Origin of the sequence: Limnohabitans sp. Rim8 (assembly GCF_943326455.1) — a bacterium.
In the GTDB taxonomy this organism is placed as follows: Bacteria; Pseudomonadota; Gammaproteobacteria; order Burkholderiales; family Burkholderiaceae_C; genus Limnohabitans_A.
This window is the reverse complement of record NZ_CALPTI020000014.1, coordinates 1-16,019: the sequence shown is the minus strand read 5'-3', so window position 1 is coordinate 16,019 and position 16,019 is coordinate 1. Positions and strand designations below refer to the sequence as shown.

Annotated in this window: 13 protein-coding genes; 5 read left to right on the top strand and 8 right to left on the bottom strand. The window is 57.8% G+C overall.

All coding sequences use genetic code 11. From position 1 onward, the window contains the following. Positions 1 to 8: 8 nt before the first annotated feature. Positions 9 to 2,579: a cyanophycin synthetase gene (gene cphA / locus Q1M54_RS10580; protein WP_300557049.1), complete on the top strand. Its 2,571-nt coding sequence runs from the start codon at positions 9 to 11 to the stop codon at positions 2,577 to 2,579. On the opposite strand, the gene Q1M54_RS10575 is transcribed toward cphA, so the two are convergent. From Q1M54_RS10575 to Q1M54_RS10555, 5 genes are all read right to left on the bottom strand, one after another. After that, a complete protein-coding gene (locus tag Q1M54_RS10575; protein WP_300557047.1) occupies positions 2,563 to 3,705 on the bottom strand; it encodes an acyltransferase in 1,143 nt (380 codons plus the stop codon). The two genes, cphA and Q1M54_RS10575, sit on opposite strands and share 17 nt — an antisense overlap. Positions 3,706 to 3,722: 17 nt before the next feature. Further along, complete coding sequence (locus tag Q1M54_RS10570) at positions 3,723 to 4,676, bottom strand: nitronate monooxygenase family protein (protein ID WP_300557045.1); 954 nt, start codon at positions 4,674 to 4,676, stop codon at positions 3,723 to 3,725. A 34-nt stretch (positions 4,677 to 4,710) separates the two neighbouring features. Then, positions 4,711 to 6,501 carry an acyl-CoA dehydrogenase gene (locus Q1M54_RS10565; protein ID WP_300557043.1) on the bottom strand — a complete coding sequence of 597 codons (1,791 nt, stop codon included), beginning with the start codon at positions 6,499 to 6,501 and terminating at the stop codon, positions 4,711 to 4,713. Between the two features lie 87 nt (positions 6,502 to 6,588). Next, positions 6,589 to 7,521 carry an electron transfer flavoprotein subunit alpha/FixB family protein gene (locus Q1M54_RS10560; protein WP_300557041.1) on the bottom strand — a complete coding sequence of 311 codons (933 nt, stop codon included), beginning with the start codon at positions 7,519 to 7,521 and terminating at the stop codon, positions 6,589 to 6,591. Positions 7,522 to 7,538: 17 nt separating this feature from the next. Next, positions 7,539 to 8,294: an electron transfer flavoprotein subunit beta/FixA family protein gene (locus Q1M54_RS10555; RefSeq protein ID WP_300557039.1), complete on the bottom strand. Its 756-nt coding sequence runs from the start codon at positions 8,292 to 8,294 to the stop codon at positions 7,539 to 7,541. Positions 8,295 to 8,587: 293 nt separating this feature from the next. Here Q1M54_RS10555 and Q1M54_RS10550 point away from each other — a divergent pair, with 293 nt between their 5' ends. The 3 genes from Q1M54_RS10550 to Q1M54_RS10540 all read left to right on the top strand — a co-directional run bounded on the left by Q1M54_RS10550 (position 8,588) and on the right by Q1M54_RS10540 (position 11,479). After that, positions 8,588 to 9,610: a TRAP transporter substrate-binding protein gene (locus Q1M54_RS10550; protein ID WP_300557037.1), complete on the top strand. Its 1,023-nt coding sequence runs from the start codon at positions 8,588 to 8,590 to the stop codon at positions 9,608 to 9,610. Between the two features lie 85 nt (positions 9,611 to 9,695). Continuing rightward, positions 9,696 to 10,190, top strand: a complete 495-nt coding sequence (locus Q1M54_RS10545; protein WP_300557035.1) for a TRAP transporter small permease — start codon at positions 9,696 to 9,698, stop codon at positions 10,188 to 10,190. Next, entirely contained in the window at positions 10,187 to 11,479 is a 1,293-nt protein-coding gene (locus Q1M54_RS10540) for a TRAP transporter large permease (RefSeq protein WP_300557033.1), read from the top strand. Before Q1M54_RS10545 ends, Q1M54_RS10540 begins: the two co-directional genes overlap by 4 nt. Here Q1M54_RS10540 and Q1M54_RS10535 read toward each other — a convergent pair. The 3 genes from Q1M54_RS10535 to Q1M54_RS10525 are packed head-to-tail and all read right to left on the bottom strand — an operon-like array spanning position 11,448 to position 14,539. Next, a complete protein-coding gene (locus Q1M54_RS10535; protein WP_300557031.1) occupies positions 11,448 to 12,740 on the bottom strand; it encodes a mechanosensitive ion channel domain-containing protein in 1,293 nt (430 codons plus the stop codon). The genes Q1M54_RS10540 and Q1M54_RS10535 overlap by 32 nt on opposite strands. Then, positions 12,728 to 13,528 (bottom strand): enoyl-CoA hydratase, encoded by an 801-nt coding sequence (locus Q1M54_RS10530; RefSeq protein ID WP_300557029.1) that lies wholly within the window; start codon positions 13,526 to 13,528, stop codon positions 12,728 to 12,730. The genes Q1M54_RS10535 and Q1M54_RS10530 overlap by 13 nt, the downstream gene beginning before the upstream one ends. Positions 13,529 to 13,585: 57 nt before the next feature. Then, positions 13,586 to 14,539: a histone deacetylase family protein gene (locus tag Q1M54_RS10525; RefSeq protein ID WP_300557159.1), complete on the bottom strand. Its 954-nt coding sequence runs from the start codon at positions 14,537 to 14,539 to the stop codon at positions 13,586 to 13,588. A gap of 143 nt (positions 14,540 to 14,682) precedes the next feature. Here Q1M54_RS10525 and mltB point away from each other — a divergent pair, with 143 nt between their 5' ends. After that, positions 14,683 to 15,927, top strand: coding sequence for a lytic murein transglycosylase B (mltB, locus tag Q1M54_RS10520; protein WP_300557027.1), 1,245 nt, complete (start codon positions 14,683 to 14,685; stop codon positions 15,925 to 15,927). Positions 15,928 to 16,019: the final 92 nt, after the last annotated feature.

Below are 16,019 nucleotides of genomic sequence, written 5' to 3'. Positions count from 1 at the left end.
CGATCTTCATGGAAGTGTCACGAATTCGCGCTTTGCGCGGCCCCAACTTGTGGAGCCGCCACACGGCCATCGAAGCCATCGTCACCTGCACGGCCGAAGAACAAGGCCTCAGTCCGCAACACCCTACCGAGCAACACCTGCGCCGAATTTTTCCTGAAGTTGGCCCCTTTGATGCGGTGCGACCCGGGCTGGCTGTCAGCTTGGCCCATGCACTGGAAAAGGTCACTTTGGGCTTGCAGATCCAAGCCGGTTGCCCCGTCTCCTTCAGCCGAACCACCCCCACCGAAGAGCCTGGTGTCTACCAAGTCGTGGTGGAGTATTCCGAAGAAACAGTGGGCCGAAAGGCCCTTGAATTGGCCGAAAAACTTTGCAACGCCGCCATATCGGGCATGGGTTTTGACCTCGAAGCCTCGATTGCCCATTTGCATGAACTCGACGAAGACGTCCGCTTGGGGCCATCTACAGCGGCCATTGTGGACGCCGCCTTGGCACGGGGTATCCCCGTCAGACGCCTGACCGATGGGAGCATGGTGCAGTTTGGCTGGGGTGCCAAACAGCGCCGCATTCAAGCGGCCGAAGTCGACACCACCAGCGCCATCGCCGAATCCATCGCCCAGGACAAGGCCCTGACCAAGAGCTTGTTGCACGCTGCAGGTGTGCCTGTGCCTTTGGGCAAACCGGCCACCACCCTAGAGCAAGCGTGGCAGATCGCCCAAGAGGTGGGTTTGCCTGTGGTGGTGAAACCCCAAGACGGCAACCAAGGCAAAGGGGTGTCGGTCAATATTTCAGACCGATCCGTTTTTGATAAGGCCTATGCCACTGCCCTGCGCTACGGCGTGGTCATGGTCGAGAAATTTTTGCCGGGTCATGACTACCGCCTTTTGGTGGTGGGCAACAAATTGGTGGCAGCCTCGCGGCGGGAACCCCCATTGGTTGTGGGCGATGGCAAACACACCGTACGCCAACTGGTCGACCTGGTCAATGCCGATCCTAGGCGCGGCGATGGCCATGCCACCTCCTTGACGAAGATTCGCTTCGATGACATCGCCATCGGTCGCTTGCACGAACAAGACCTGCAACCCGAATCCATACCTGTCAAAGGTCGACGGGTTTTACTGCGCAACAACGCCAACCTCTCCACCGGTGGCACCGCCACCGATGTGACCGACGACGTACACCCCGAAGTGGCCAGCCGCGCCGTCGAGGCGGCGCAAATGGTGGGCCTCGATATTTGTGGCGTGGACGTCGTGTGCGAATCCATCCAACGCCCTCTTGAAGAGCAAAACGGCGGCATCGTCGAAGTGAACGCTGCGCCAGGCCTGCGCATGCACATCAGCCCGTCGTATGGCAAAGGACGGGACGTTGGAAAAGCGGTGATTGAACACATGTACGCCTCAGGTGACCACGGGCGTGTGCCAGTGATCGCCGTAACCGGCACCAATGGCAAGACCACGACCGTTCGCTTGATCGCTCACCTGATGCGCAGCCAAGGCCTGCGCGTGGGCATGACCAACACCGACGGCGTTTATGTCAACGGCCGACAAACCGACTCTGGTGACTGCAGTGGCCCCCGCAGCGCCCGCAACGTGCTCATGCACCCCGAAATGGACGCTGCGGTTTTTGAAACCGCACGCGGCGGCCTGCTGCGCGAAGGTCTGGCCTTTGACCGCTGCCAAGTGGCCGTGGTCACCAACCTGGGCACGGGCGACCACTTGGGTTTGAACTACATCACCACGCTGGAAGACCTGACCGTTGTCAAACGCGTGATCGTGCTCAACGTAGACCCTGAGGGCATGGCCGTGCTCAATGCCAACGACCCGGCCGTTGCCGCCATGGGTCGTCACTGTCCCGGAGAGGTGACTTATTTCGCGCTGGACCCCAACCAACCCGTGCTGGCCACCCACCGCGCCCAAGGCAAGCGTGTGGTGTATCTGGACAAAGGCGATATCGTGGCCCAAAAAGGGCAGCAAACCTTTCGCATCCCTTTGAGCCAAGTGCCTCTGACCCGTCAAGGTCAAATTGGTTTTCAAACCGAAAACGTGCTGGCGGCAGTGGGAGCGGCCTGGGCCGTGGACATGCCCTGGCCAATCATGACCGAAGGCTTGTCCAGCTTTGTCAGCGACATCCAGGGCGTGCCTGGGCGCTTCAATGTGTTTGATTACCGAGGCGCCACCCTGATCGCCGATTACGGCCACAACCCCGATGCCATCCAAGCCTTGGTGCAAGCGGTCGAGAACATGCCCGCTCAAAAACGCATGGTGGTCATCAGTGGCGCTGGCGACCGACGTGACCAAGACATCCGGGACCAAACCCAGATTTTGGGCAAAGCCTTTGATGAAGTGTTGCTCTACCAAGATGCCTGCCAGCGGGGCCGTGAAGACGGCGAAGTCCTAGGTCTTTTGCGCGAGGGTTTGCAAGGTGCTGTCCGAACCACCCATATTCAGGACATTCAAGGCGAGTTCAATGCGATTGATGTGGCTTTGTCCCGCTTGTCACCGGGTGACCTGTGCTTGATCTTGATCGACCAAGTCGAAGAAGCCCTGGCCTACATCTCGGCCAAAGTCAAAGCGTCCCATTGATCAGCATCGCCAGCAAGGTGCTGGCGATGTACACCTCAGCCCAAACCCACCAGCGGCGTCCAGTGGGCGGTGGCTTTTCGACCAACTCGTAAAGCCAGGCACCAGCCCCTAGGGAGAGCACAAGCGAAACCAGCATGCCTAAGGCGTTGAACCAGACACCCGTGGGCCACCAATAAGTGACCGCCGCATTGACCAGCAAGCTGACGGCGAAGTGCACCACAAAAACGCTGTAGGACACACGCGACAACCAGCCCATCGCTTGCCGCCCCATACCTCCAATCTGACCCGTGCCCATCATCCAGGCTTTTGGGGCGCCAGCCAAACCGATGGCCACACAAAAAGCTGTGGCCACGCGCCAGCGGGGCTCAAGCCACCAAGCCACTGCGCCCAGCAACACCATGGCTGTCACACCGATCGAATGGGATTTGGCATGGCGTACTGCATGCGCCAGCCAGCCAAGGCCATAGGCACCCAAAAAATAAAGGTTCAGATCTTCCAACTCGGAATGGCGGTTCCACCACCACAACGACGCTGCTGCAAGCACAAACCACAAACTGCCCAGCCATGCTTTGACAGACCATTGGGGGAATATGACCTGGGCGCGCTGCGCCACAAGCATCAGCAACAAGGCCGAAACATACAGCTGCAAATCAATCGCTATGTACCAAACCCCAGCAGACAAACCGTCCATGCCCCACAGGTGTTGTACGAAAAAAACGTGGGCCAAAGTCTGCCAAAACTCGGGCGGGGGAGACAAAGAATCATGGTCAAAGAATGGGCGCAGCAGCTCAGTCACCAACACCGTCAAGCTGAGCGCGGCGAGCAAGGGAATGGCCAGGCGAAGGTAACGCCTGCGCACCAAGCCCCAAATTGGGTCTCTCGCCAAAGGCCCCAACTTGGCCAAACTGTTGGCCGTGAGGTAACCGCCGCAAACCAAAAAGACTTGAACCGCCAAACGCCCATGCTCACTCAACCAAGCCACCCAAAGTGGCCAAGCCTGAGCCACCACATCGGCCATCGGCCCATAAAAGGCCAGATGGTGCAGAACGATGAACAGGCACCCTAGCCCTTTGAAGATCTCCAGCAAGCCCGCACGCTCTGTGTCAGGAGGGCTTGGGTGCTCCATCGCGGACCGCTGTGCTTTCACATTGCCAAACGCTGGCGTGCAGCTTGGTACTGGGACTTGAACTGGGCCACCAGATCAGCCGTGCTTTGCACCGACTGAATCGCACCAATGCCCTGGCCACAACCCCAGATGTCTTTCCAGGCTTTTTTGGCGTCACCCCCAAAGTTCATTTTGCTGGGGTCAGACTCGGGCAGGTTTTCAGGGTCCAGGCCTGCTGCACGGATGGACGGGGCCAGGTAGTTACCGTGGACACCGGTGAACAGGTTGCTGTAGACGATGTCGTCAGAATTGCTGTCCACAATGGCTTGTTTGTAGTCTTCGGCCGCACGCGCTTCGTGCGTGGCAATGAAAGCCGAGCCGATGTAGGCGAAATCCGCACCCATGGCTTGGGCAGCCAAAATCGCATCGCCCGTCGCGATTGAGCCCGACAAAGCCACTGGACCGTCGAACCACTGGCGAATTTCTTGGATCAAAGCAAACGGGCTCTTCACGCCTGCGTGGCCACCGGCCCCTGCCGCCACAGCGATCAGGCCGTCAGCACCCTTCTCGATCGCTTTGCGAGCATGCTTGTTGTTGATGATGTCATGCAAGACCACACCGCCATAGCTGTGGGCGGCCTCGTTGATTTCTTCACGCGCGCCCAAAGAGGTGATGATGATCGGCACCTTGTACTTGACGCACATGGCCATGTCGTGCTCCAAGCGGTCGTTGCTCTTGTGCACGATCTGGTTGATGGCAAAGGGCGCAGCAGGCTTGTCCGGGTTGGCGGCGTTGTACGCGGCCAGGGTCTCGGTGATCTCGATCAACCACTCCTCAAGTTGGGCTGCGGGGCGGGCATTCAAAGCGGGCATGGAGCCCACAATGCCGGCCTTGCACTGCTCAATCACCAACTTGGGGTTACTGATGATGAACAAGGGCGATGCGATGGCGGGAAATGGCAGGTTGGCCAAAACGGGGGGCAGTTTGGACATGTTGTCTCCTCAAAATTATTTTGAAAAATCGGTATCAGAAGGCTTCGAGTGCCATGGCAGTCACACTGCCCGCCCCTTCGACAATGCTGTCGCGCATACCGGGCGCTTTGCTCAACATGTGGTCAGCGTAAAAACGAGCCGTGGTGATCTTGGCTGTCATGAAAGCCGCGTCTTGCGCCTGTGCCTCAGGTGTCAGCGCCACCAGCAATGCGCGGCCCATTTGCCAGCCCGCCATCAGGTTGCCCGCCAGCATCAGGTAGGGCACGCTTCCTGCGAACACGTCATTCGGGTGGGCCTTGGTGTTGCCGGCTACAAAATCAACCACGTCCACAAAAGCTTCGCGGGCGGCTTTCAATCGCTTGGCCACGGCCAGTGCATCGGCATGACCGGAGGCTGAGAGTTCGCTTTCGGTCTGTGCCACTTGCGCGGCCAGCGCCTTGGCGGTTTGACCGCCATCACGCGCTGTTTTGCGGCCCACCAGGTCGTTCGCCTGGATGGCGGTGGTGCCTTCGTAGATGGTCAAAATTTTGGCATCACGGTAATACTGCGCTGCACCGGTTTCTTCGATGAAACCCATGCCGCCGTGTACTTGCACGCCCAAGCTGGTGACTTCCAGGCTCATCTCGGTGCTGTAGCCCTTGACCAGCGGCACCATGAATTCGTAGAACGCCAGGTTTTGTTTGCGCACTTCGGCATCAGGATGGTGGTGCGAGGCGTCATAAGCAGCAGCTGCGGTTGTGGCCATGGCGCGGCAACCTTCGGTGTAGGCACGCATGGTCATGAGCATGCGGCGCACGTCAGGGTGGTGAATGATGGGGCCAGCGGCGGGCAAGCTGCCGTCCACTGGGCGGCTTTGCACGCGATCACGGGCATATTGAACGGCACGCTGGTAAGAACGCTCGGCAATCGCGATGCCCTGCACACCCACCGCATAACGAGCAGCGTTCATCATGATGAACATGTATTCGAGGCCACGGTTTTCTTGGCCCACCAAATAACCCACGCCGCCGCCGTTGTCTCCGAACTGCAGCACGGCTGTAGGGCTGGCCTTGATGCCCATCTTGTGCTCGATGCTCACGCAGTGCACGTCATTGCGCTCACCCAATGAACCATCCGCTTTCACGAGAACTTTGGGCACCACAAACAAGCTGATGCCTTTGACGCCTTCGGGCGCGCCCACCACACGCGCCAGCACCAGGTGCACGATGTTCTCAGCCATGTCGTGCTCACCATAGGTGATGTAAATCTTGGTGCCGAAAATTTTATAAGTGCCATCGGGCTGAGGCTCGGCGCGGGTGCGCACAGCGGCCAAATCTGAGCCCGCTTGTGGCTCGGTCAGGTTCATGGTGCCGGTCCACTGGCCGGAGATCAACTTATCCAAGTAAGTGGCTTTGAGCTCGTCTGAACCTGCTGTCAGCAACGCTTCAATCGCACCATCGGTGAGCAAGGGGCACAGGGCAAAGGCCATGTTGGCCGAATTGAGCATTTCACCGCAGGCCGCACCAATGGTTTTGGGCAGGCCTTGGCCGCCAAAGTCAGCCGGGTGCTGCAGGCCTTGCCAGCCGCCTTCGGCGTACTGCTGATAAGCCTCTTTGAAGCCAGGCGTGGTGGTCACGCCGCTGCCATTGTGAAAGGACGGGTTTTTGTCGCCTTCCCAGTTCAGGGGCGAGATGACGTCTTGGTTGAGCTTGGCGCACTCTTCGAGCACGGCCTGAGCGGTTTCCAGGCCCGCGTCTTCAAAGCCAGGAATCTGCGCGATCTGGTCAATGCGGGCCAGATGCTCGATGTTGAACAGCATGTCTTTCAAGGGGGCGATGTAGCTCATGTCTTGTTTCCGTTAGGTTTCCGAGGAAAAAGGGGTCGGGTACAAAAAAGACCTCTCTTGGAGGCCTTTCTTGCTACCGTCAAATCATCACAGTGCGTTGGTCAATTCAGGCACAGCGGCGAACAAGTCGGCTTCGAGGCCAAAGTCGGCCACGCTGAAGATCGGGGCCTCGGGGTCCTTGTTGATCGCCACGATCACCTTGGAATCCTTCATGCCCGCCAAGTGTTGGATCGCACCCGAGATGCCGCAAGCCACATACAACTGAGGCGCGACAATCTTGCCGGTCTGACCCACTTGCAAGTCGTTGGCCGCGTAACCGGCATCGACCGCAGCGCGGCTGGCACCAATCGCTGCGCCCAATTTGTCGGCCAGTGGGGTCATCACTTCATTGAACTTTTCTGAGCTGCCCAGTGCGCGGCCACCGGAGACGATGATCTTGGCAGCCGTCAACTCAGGGCGGTCGTTCTTGGCAATTTCACTGCGTGTGAAGCTGCTCTTGCCGCTGTCGGCTTGTGCGGCTGCGCTTTCTATCGATGCGCTGCCACCTGTGCTGGCTGCCGGATCGAAGCCGGTTGTGCGCACGGTGATGACTTTGGTGGCATCCAGGCTTTGCACCGTGGCCATGGCGTTACCAGCGTAGATCGGCCGCTCGAAGGTGTCGGCCGAAAACACTTGGGTGACGTCACTGATTTGGCCCACGTCCAGCTTGGCAGCCACACGGGGAGCCACGTTTTTGCCTGCGGCAGTGGCAGGGAACAGGATGTGGCTGTAGTTGGCCGCAACAGCGAGCACTTGTGCTGCGACGTTTTCTGCCAAGCCATGGGCCAGCGCGTCGCTGTCGGCATGGATCACTTTGGACACACCGGCGATTTGTGCTGCAGCGGCGGCTGCAGCGGCGGCATTGTGGCCAGCCACCAGCACGTGTACATCACCACCGCAAGCGGCAGCGGCGGTGACGGTGTTCAAGGTAGCGCCCTTGATCGAGGCGTTGTCGTGTTCGGCAATAACGAGAGAAGTCATGAGATTTCCTTAGACGGTCAAATGACCTTTGCAACGTTTTTCAATTTATCCACCAAGGTGGCCACATCGGGCACCTTGATACCGGCGCTGCGCTTGGCAGGTTCGGCCACTTTCAAGGTCTTGATGCGGGGGGTGATATCGACGCCCAAATCCTCGGGTTTGAAGGTGTCGAGCTGCTTTTTCTTGGCCTTCATGATGTTGGGCAAGGTCACATACCGCGGCTCATTCAGGCGCAAGTCGGTGGTGACCACCGCAGGCATGCTGACCGACAGGACTTCCAGTCCGCCGTCGATCTCGCGGGTGACTTGGGCTTTACCGTCCACGATCTCCACCTTGGATGCGAATGTGGCTTGTGGCAAATCGGCCAACGCTGCCAACATCTGGCCAGTTTGATTGCAGTCATCGTCGATGGCTTGCTTGCCCAAAATGATCAAGCCGGGTTGCTCTTTGTCCACCAAGGCCTTGAGCAGCTTGGCTACAGCCAAGGGTTGCAAGTCCAAGTCAGCGGGGGTCTCGACCAAAATGCCGCGATCTGCGCCAATCGCCATCGCAGTGCGCAGGGTTTCTTGGCACTGGGCCACGCCGCAAGATACGGCAATCACCTCGGTTGCAAAGCCTTTTTCTTTCAGACGAACGGCTTCTTCAACGGCGATCTCGTCAAAGGGGTTCATGCTCATTTTGACGTTGGCGATGTCCACGCCCGAACCATCGGACTTGACACGCACCTTGACGTTGTAGTCCACCACCCGCTTGACTGGAACCAGAATTTTCATGAAATCAACTCCATTGAAAGATCAAAACCTGCGGCGCCAGAGCTGACACCTTGAAAGAAACGATTAACGTTGACGTAAACGTCAATTGTGCATCAAAACTCATTTTTAAGCTGCTCATTATCAACAAAAAAGCACGGTCGTGCGAATTTTAAACCACGCAATAAAGGAGATTTTTCACCGCACCCCCGGGAATTCACCGACCAATCGGTCGGTTACTCAGGGTTAACATGGGTTTTATTCTGATCTTTTCAGGATTAGATTATGTTTTGTAACCAATTCAATGGAGCACTCTGATGAAAAAAACCCTCATTTCCTTGGCGGCAGTTGCCTTGGCCAGTTTGACCGGCATGGCTCAAGCGCAAACCGTTTTGACCGTTTCCAGCTGGGTGCCTCCCACTCATGGCCTGTCTGTCGCCCAAAAAGAGTGGTGTGACGCCCTGACGGCCAGAACATCCAACCGTGTGCGCTGCAACATCCTGCCCCGCGCAGTCACGCCACCGGTGGGCACCTACGACGCCATTCGCAACGGCTTGGCTGACGTGTCCTTTACCGTGCACGGCTATACCCCTGGCCGCTTTGTCCTGACCCAGATGGTTGAATTCCCATTCATGGGCGATCGCGCAGAACCTCTGTCTGTGGCTTTCAACCGCGTGGCCAGCAAGTACCCCGAATTTGCGGCTGAACACCAAGGCGTCAAGGTCTTGGGTTATTTCACACACGGCCCAGGCATCGTGTTCAACACCAAGCGACCCATCACCAAAGTTGAAGACTTGGTGGGCATGAAATTTCGCGTGGGCGGCGGCATGGTCAACGAAATCGCCAAAAACCTCGACATGAACGTGACCCTCAAGCCTGCGCCTGAGTCTTATGAACTTTTATCAACTGGCGTGATGGATGGCACACTCTTCCCTGCTGAATCGACCGACTCTTTCAAAATTGACAAAGTCATCAAGCACGCCACCACTTTCCCTGGCGGCCTGTACAACACCAGCTTCGTGTTCATGATGAACCCGGCCAAGTACAACAGCCTGTCGGCTGAGGACAAAAAAGCCGTTGACGAATTGTCGGGCGACGCAGTGGCTAGCCGGTTTGGCAAATCATGGGACCGGGTGGACGACATCGCTTTGGGCAACATGCAGAAAAACGGCGTCAAGCTGATCAAAGCCGACGGCGCTTTCATCAGCGGTGTGACCATTCGTGTCAGCAAACTCGAGCGTGATTGGGCCCAAGCCGCCAAAGCCAAAGGCGTGAAAGACCCTGCCCGCATGTTGGCGGAATTCCGCGCCGAAGTCGCTAAACTACAACAGCAAAAGTAAACCTCTCTGCTGAAGCTTAGGCTTCTGAGAAGTTAGCACCACAACGGTACCTGCCGCTGCTGCAGGTACCGTTTTTTCTATGGGTATGACGTTGAAAAGAATCTTTGAAACCGTCTGCGGCACGCTTGCAGGCCTCGCCTTGCTGGGCATCATGGTGCTCACTTTTTTTGACGTCAGCGGTCGTAAGATCTGGTCACACTCCATTCCCGGTTCTTTGGAACTGACCGAACTGCTGATGGTGGTGGTGATCTTTGGTGCTTTGCCCTTGGTCTCTCTCAAAGGCGAACATGTGGTGTTCGATTCCTTGGACGTCTTGTTCCCGCATTGGCTACAAAAAATCCAACAAGGCCTGATCCACCTGGCTTGCGCCGCGTTGTTGTTCGGATTGGCTTACCTGATGTGGAAAACAGGCGCCGACATCGCCGCAACGGGTGAGACCACAGCCCAACTCAAAATTGCCAAAGCCCCTTTCATTCAAGGCATGGGGGTGCTGTGCGGCCTGACCGGTCTGGTGCACATGGCCAAAGCCTTTTGGCCCTCCCTTTCCGCTGAAGAATCATCCGAAGGGGGCACACTGTGACCGAAGCCTTGCTTGGATTTTTGGCCATCTTTGTGCTGGCCCTGCTGCGCATGCCCTTGGCTTTTTCCATGGGCTTGGTGGGCATTGTGGGCATTGGCCTGACCCGAGGCTGGATGCCCGCCATGGCCAGTGCTGCGCAAGTGGTGCACGAAACCGGTTTTGCCTACACCTTGTCGGTCATTCCCCTGTTCATTTTGATGGGTAATTTTGTCGCCCGCGCTGGTCTGGCGCATGAACTCTTTCACGCGGCCTACACCTTCATCGGCCACCGCAAAGGGGGCTTGGCGCATGCCACCATTGCAGCTTGCGCAGGTTTTGGTGCCATTTGCGGCTCATCCATTGCCACCGCCGCCACCATGAGCAAGGTGGCATACCCCTCGATGAAAAAAATGGGCTACAGCGATGCCATGTCCACCGGCGTGATCGCGGCTGGGGGCACGCTGGGCATCATGATTCCGCCCTCCACCATCCTGGTCATCTACGGCATCATCACCGAAACCCACATTGGCAAGCTCTTTGCTGCAGGTGTTTTACCCGGCATTTTGACGGCACTTTTGTTGATGTTGGCCGTGGTGCTCATGACTTGGCACGACCCAGAACATGCACCTGCCGGTGAAAAATTCAGCTGGACTGAACGGTTTAAGGCCGTGCGGGGCATCTGGGGCGTTTTACTTTTGGTGGTCTTGGTGTTGGGCGGTATTTATGGTGGCTTCTTCACCGCCACCGAAGGCGCGGGCATGGGGGCCATGGGCGCATTTTTGTTCGCCTTGGCGCGCAAAGCCCTGAGTTGGAAAGTCCTCTTGCAAGTGCTGATCGAATCGGCCCGCACCACGGCCATGCTGTTCACCTTGCTGATCGCAGCCACGATTTTTGCCAATTTCGTCAACTACACCAGCTTGCCGTTTGAGCTCAAAGACTGGATCACCGGCTTGGGCTTGTCGCCGATCATGATCGTGGCCGCCATGATGCTGATCTATGTGCTGCTGGGCACCGTGATGGAAGAACTCACCATGGTCTTGCTGACCATCCCCTTGTTCTTCCCGATCGTGGTGCAACTGGGCTTTGACCCGGTCTGGTTTGGTGTGCTGATTGTGATGGTGATTCAAATCGGGTTGATCTCGCCCCCGGTGGGCATGAATCTTTTTGTTCTCAACACCTTGCTGCCGCATGTGGGTTTGTCCAATATTTTCAAAGGCGTCTGGCCCATGGTGCTGGTGTTGATCATTACCCTGGGCATCTTGCTGGCTTTTCCGGCCATCAGTCTGTGGCTGCCTTCGATGATGGACTGACCATGTGCATCACCCGCTGCGGATATGGGATCAGGATCTTGTGCTCTCGCAGCGCCGCCAAAATCAACATGTTGATGGTGGAACGCAGGGCCAGTTGACCGTTTTCAGGGTCCGCGATCCAGTAGCTCACGGTGAATTCCAGGCCATCCGCACCAAATTGGCTCAAAAAAGCATTGGGGGCGGGGTCTTTCAAGACCCTCTCTTGGCTCTCGCAAGCTTCAATCAAGAGCCGCCTCACCAATTCCACATCGCTGTCATAAGCCACCGAAACGAGGGTGGTTTGTGACAGCTTGGGGTCCATCAAGGTGAAGTTTTCCACCCGATTGATGATCAAAAACTCATTGGGCACGATGGATTCGCGGCCATTCAAAGCCCGGATCACGGTGTACCGCGCCTTGATGTCGACGATCCGGCCTTCAAAACCGTCCACCAACACCATGTCACCGATGCGCATGCTGCGCTCGGCCAAGATCACGAAACCGCTGACGTAATTGGAGGCCAACTTTTGCAAGCCAAAACCAATGCCCACGCCCACTGCACCGCCCAAAACCGACAAGGCTGTCAAGTCAATGCCCACCGACGACAGCGCCAGCAGCAAACCCACAAACAGCAGCAAAGCACGCACCGTGTTGCTGATGACCTTGCGCAATGACAAGTCGCTGCCCGTGGCCGATTTGAGCAAGCGCGCCTCAATGGCTGCCGACACCCACAGGGCCACGATCAACACCGCGCCAGCTGTGAGTGCGCCTTCCATGAGTGTGCGAACCGACAAGACGCTGCCGCCGATCTTCCAGCTGATCTGGTCCAACTCGTGAAGCACCAAGGGCAGCACCCCGGTCACCCACAACACCACCGTGCCCCAAGCCAGCCACGAAATCGTGCGTTCCAACACCCGCACAAAAGGCGCCTGAGCAAAAGCCACTTGCAAAACTTTCACGCCCAATCGAATCACCGCAAGAGAAATACACACCGGCAACAAGATGGCGAACAAGGGGGCTGGTTGTTGCTGTGTCAGCACGGTGCGCGCCACAAAGGTCAAGCCCAAAAGCAACACGGGAAACAGCACCCCGTCGACCAATTTTCGGCCCAACAAAATGGCCAACTCCTGCCCACTGAAGACCCGGCGCACACCCCAGGTCATGAGCCAAGCCAAGACCAAACACCCGGTAAAAGCACCCAGCGCCCACAAAGACTCTGGGCGGTAAATGGCCTCTGCCCAAGCCATGGGATGAACCACTGCCATGTTACTCATGCCCGCCATGTGGGTGTCCTTTTGTCAATGAAAGCCTGAACACCCTCTTGCGCCACGTCGTGCACCATGTTGCAGGCCATGGTCTGGCCAGCCAATTGGTAAGCCGCTTCAATCCCCATTTCGCGTTGCTGGTAAAACAAAGCCTTGCCCACCCTGACCGCCTCGCGCGGTTTGGACAAAATGGCATTGACCAGTTCGTCCACCTGTGCATCCAACTGATCGGCAGAACACACTCGGTTGACCAAGCCACGGGCTTGGGCCTCAGGAGCGCTGATGAAGCCACCGGTCAGCAGCATCTCCATGGCCTGCTTGGCGTGCATGTTGCGCACCAGCGGCACGCTGGGCGTGGCGCAAAACAAGCCCACATCGATGCCGTTGACCCCAAACGTAGCACTGTCTACCGACACCGCCAAATCACACTGCGCCACCAACTGGCAACCGGCAGCGGTAGCCAAGCCTTGCACACGGGCAATCACAGGCACAGGCAGCTTTTGAATGGCCATCATCATGCGGCTGCACTGGGCAAACAGCTTTTGGTAGTAAGCCAGCTCAGGCTGTGCGCGCATTTCTTTCAGGTTGTGCCCAGCGCAAAAAGCCTTGCCCACAGCGCCCAGCACCACCACCCGCGCCTGCTCGTCTTGCGCGATGGCCTCCAGCGCTTGCTGCAAAGCGGCCAGCATGGCTTCACTCAAGGTGTTGAAGCTGGCGGGGCTGTTCAAGGTCAGCCGGTGCACACCAAGGGCATCGCGTTCATGGAGCAGCACATTCGGGGTTTGGAGTGAGGTCGGTTCGGTCATGCCCCGATTGTGCCGAAACTCTGTGGCGGGACGTCGAATGCACGCTCGCCGTTCTGGTCAAACGTCGGCCAAAACCCTTAGATGCGCCTCGACGCTGCGCCCCAGCGCGCTCAGGTTGTAGCCGCCTTCCAAGCAACTGACGATGCGGCCTTGGGCATGACGCAGCGCCACATCTTTGATGCGCTGGGTGATCCAGGCGTAATCTTGCTCGACCAAGCCCATCTGGCCCAGATCGTCTTCGCGGTGGGCGTCAAAACCAGCGCTGATAAAAATCAACTCTGGCTTGTGAGCCTCTAGGCGCGGCAGCCACATCATGTCCACCAACTCGCGGATGTCCATGCCTTTGGTGTAAGCGGGCACGGGCAAATTGACCAAATTGGCCGCACTCGATGTAGAACCGCCCTCTGGGTAAAAAGGGTGCTGAAAAAAGCTCACCATCAAGATGCGCTCGTCACCCGCCACGATGTCTTCGGTGCCGTTGCCGTGGTGCACGTCAAAGTCCACAATCGCCACGCGCTTGAGGCCATGCCGCTCCAGCGCGTACTTGGCAGCAATCGCCACATTGTTGAAAAAGCAAAAGCCCATGGCTTTGTCGCGGCAAGCGTGGTGGCCCGGTGGACGCACTGCGCAAAAAGCATTTTCAAGTTCCCCGGCCATCACAGCATCGGTGGCATCGATGGCAGCACCCGCAGACACCAGCGCCGCATCCCAGGTGTGGGCATTGATCATGGTGTCCGGGTCCAAACTGGTGTGGCTGGGTCCGCCAGCGGCCATGTCCTCGCGCAACATGTCGCCCAAACCGCGCAAAGCCGCCACATGCATGCGCCCATGGGCCAACTCAATGTCGGCCAAGGCGGCAGGGCTGGCCTCGCGCCGCTGCAAGGCCATGTCCACACCGCTGATCAACAGCCTGTCCTCGATCGCCCCCAATCGTTCCGGGCACTCGGGGTGGCCTGGCCCCATCTCGTGCTTCCAGCACGCTGGGTGGGTGAAATAACCTGTCGCGCCCATGGTCTTGTCTTCCCGAATGGCCACAGCTTGAAGCCGATGGTTTTGTTGGATGGCTTTGGTTTTGTGGTTTCCAGCTTATCACGCGGCCCATGCGCCGCTATGGCCTCAAGCTGAGGCGACCCGGCGTTTAAACTGGACACCCCATGCACCCAGCTCTCTTTCACTTTCCGCCAAGATACAAGCTAAAAAGCTGGACCTCTCTGGCCCTGTCACTGCTTTTGTCAGCTTTTTTTCCGTACACCACTTGGGCACAAGCTGAAAAGCCAGCAACGCCCCAAACCAAGGCCAACACAGCCCCTTCGCAAGGCGTTAAGGCTGCAACCCAAGGCACCCCATCGGCCAAAACCAAATCTAAAAAAACGCCCACCAAATCTGCCAAACCAAAAACCAAGGCAACCAAGGCCGCGTTGCCTGCCGCCGCAGGCCTGCTTTTCAGCGAATCGAGCGCGGCCATGGAGTGGTCAAGCCAAGCAGCTGAACGCTTGCAACTGGACCCGCAATGGGTACAAAAGCACTTGGGTCAAGCCCGCAGACTGCCTTCGGTAGAACGCTTGGTTTTACCTCCCAGCAGTCCTGCTGCTAAAAACTGGGCGGCTTACCGCGCCCGTTTCATCGAACCCCAACGCATCCAAGCGGGGCTGCGTTTTTGGCAAACCCACCGCAGCGCCCTGGAACGCGCAGAGCGTGAATTCGGCGTACCCGCATCGGTTGTGGTGGCCATCATTGGCGTAGAAACTTTTTACGGGCAATACACGGGCAACTTTCGCGTCATCGACGCCCTCGCCACTTTGGCCTTTCACTTCCCGGCAACTCACCCGCGTGCAGCTGCCCGAGAAAGCTTTTTCAAGGGCGAATTGGAACAGTTTTTGGTGCTCACCTCGCGAAGCGGGGCCGACCCCATGAGCATTCGGGGCAGCTATGCCGGCGCCATGGGCTTGCCGCAATTCATGCCCTCCAGCTGGGCGCGCCACGCGGTGGACTTTGATGGCAATGGGCGCATCGACCTGTTTGGCAGCCCGACCGACGCCATTGGCTCGGTGGCCAACTATTTCAAAGCCTTTGACTGGCGACCCGGCATGCCCACGCACTACCCCGTCACCCTCACCCCGGGCCAAACCGACATGGACAGCCTGATGGCCCCAGACATCTTGCCCACCTTCAGCGTAGCCAACTTTATCAGCAAAGGCGCCAGCTTATCGGGCGCCGCACTGCATCACCCAGGGCCCTTGGCACTGATTGAACTTCGCAACGGCACTGAAGCGCCCAGCTATGTGGCGGGCACAGAAAACTTTTACGCCATCACCCGCTACAACTGGTCCAGCTACTACGCCATGGCGGTGATCGATCTGGCCGAGGCGGTAGCGCGTGAAATGCAAAACAGCCGCTGAAGGCGTGCACCCATGAACCCCCTCAACCCCAAAAAACTGTTGCTAACGAAATGGACCGCCGTCAAACCCGTGGCCAAACAAAAGCACTTTTT

Bases quoted from the DNA above. Each gene is read 5' to 3' on its own strand.
- cphA (WP_300557049.1), top strand. From the start codon at position 9: ATGGAAGTGTCACGAATTCGCGCTTTGCGCGGCCCCAACTTGTGGAGC.
- Q1M54_RS10575 (WP_300557047.1), bottom strand. From the start codon at position 3,705: ATGGAGCACCCAAGCCCTCCTGACACAGAGCGTGCGGGCTTGCTGGAG.
- Q1M54_RS10570 (WP_300557045.1), bottom strand. From the start codon at position 4,676: ATGTCCAAACTGCCCCCCGTTTTGGCCAACCTGCCATTTCCCGCCATC.
- Q1M54_RS10565 (WP_300557043.1), bottom strand. From the start codon at position 6,501: ATGAGCTACATCGCCCCCTTGAAAGACATGCTGTTCAACATCGAGCAT.
- Q1M54_RS10560 (WP_300557041.1), bottom strand. From the start codon at position 7,521: ATGACTTCTCTCGTTATTGCCGAACACGACAACGCCTCGATCAAGGGC.
- Q1M54_RS10555 (WP_300557039.1), bottom strand. From the start codon at position 8,294: ATGAAAATTCTGGTTCCAGTCAAGCGGGTGGTGGACTACAACGTCAAG.
- Q1M54_RS10550 (WP_300557037.1), top strand. From the start codon at position 8,588: ATGAAAAAAACCCTCATTTCCTTGGCGGCAGTTGCCTTGGCCAGTTTG.
- Q1M54_RS10545 (WP_300557035.1), top strand. From the start codon at position 9,696: ATGACGTTGAAAAGAATCTTTGAAACCGTCTGCGGCACGCTTGCAGGC.
- Q1M54_RS10535 (WP_300557031.1), bottom strand. From the start codon at position 12,740: ATGGCGGGCATGAGTAACATGGCAGTGGTTCATCCCATGGCTTGGGCA.
- Q1M54_RS10530 (WP_300557029.1), bottom strand. From the start codon at position 13,528: ATGACCGAACCGACCTCACTCCAAACCCCGAATGTGCTGCTCCATGAA.
- Q1M54_RS10525 (WP_300557159.1), bottom strand. From the start codon at position 14,539: ATGGGCGCGACAGGTTATTTCACCCACCCAGCGTGCTGGAAGCACGAG.
- mltB (WP_300557027.1), top strand. From the start codon at position 14,683: ATGCACCCAGCTCTCTTTCACTTTCCGCCAAGATACAAGCTAAAAAGC.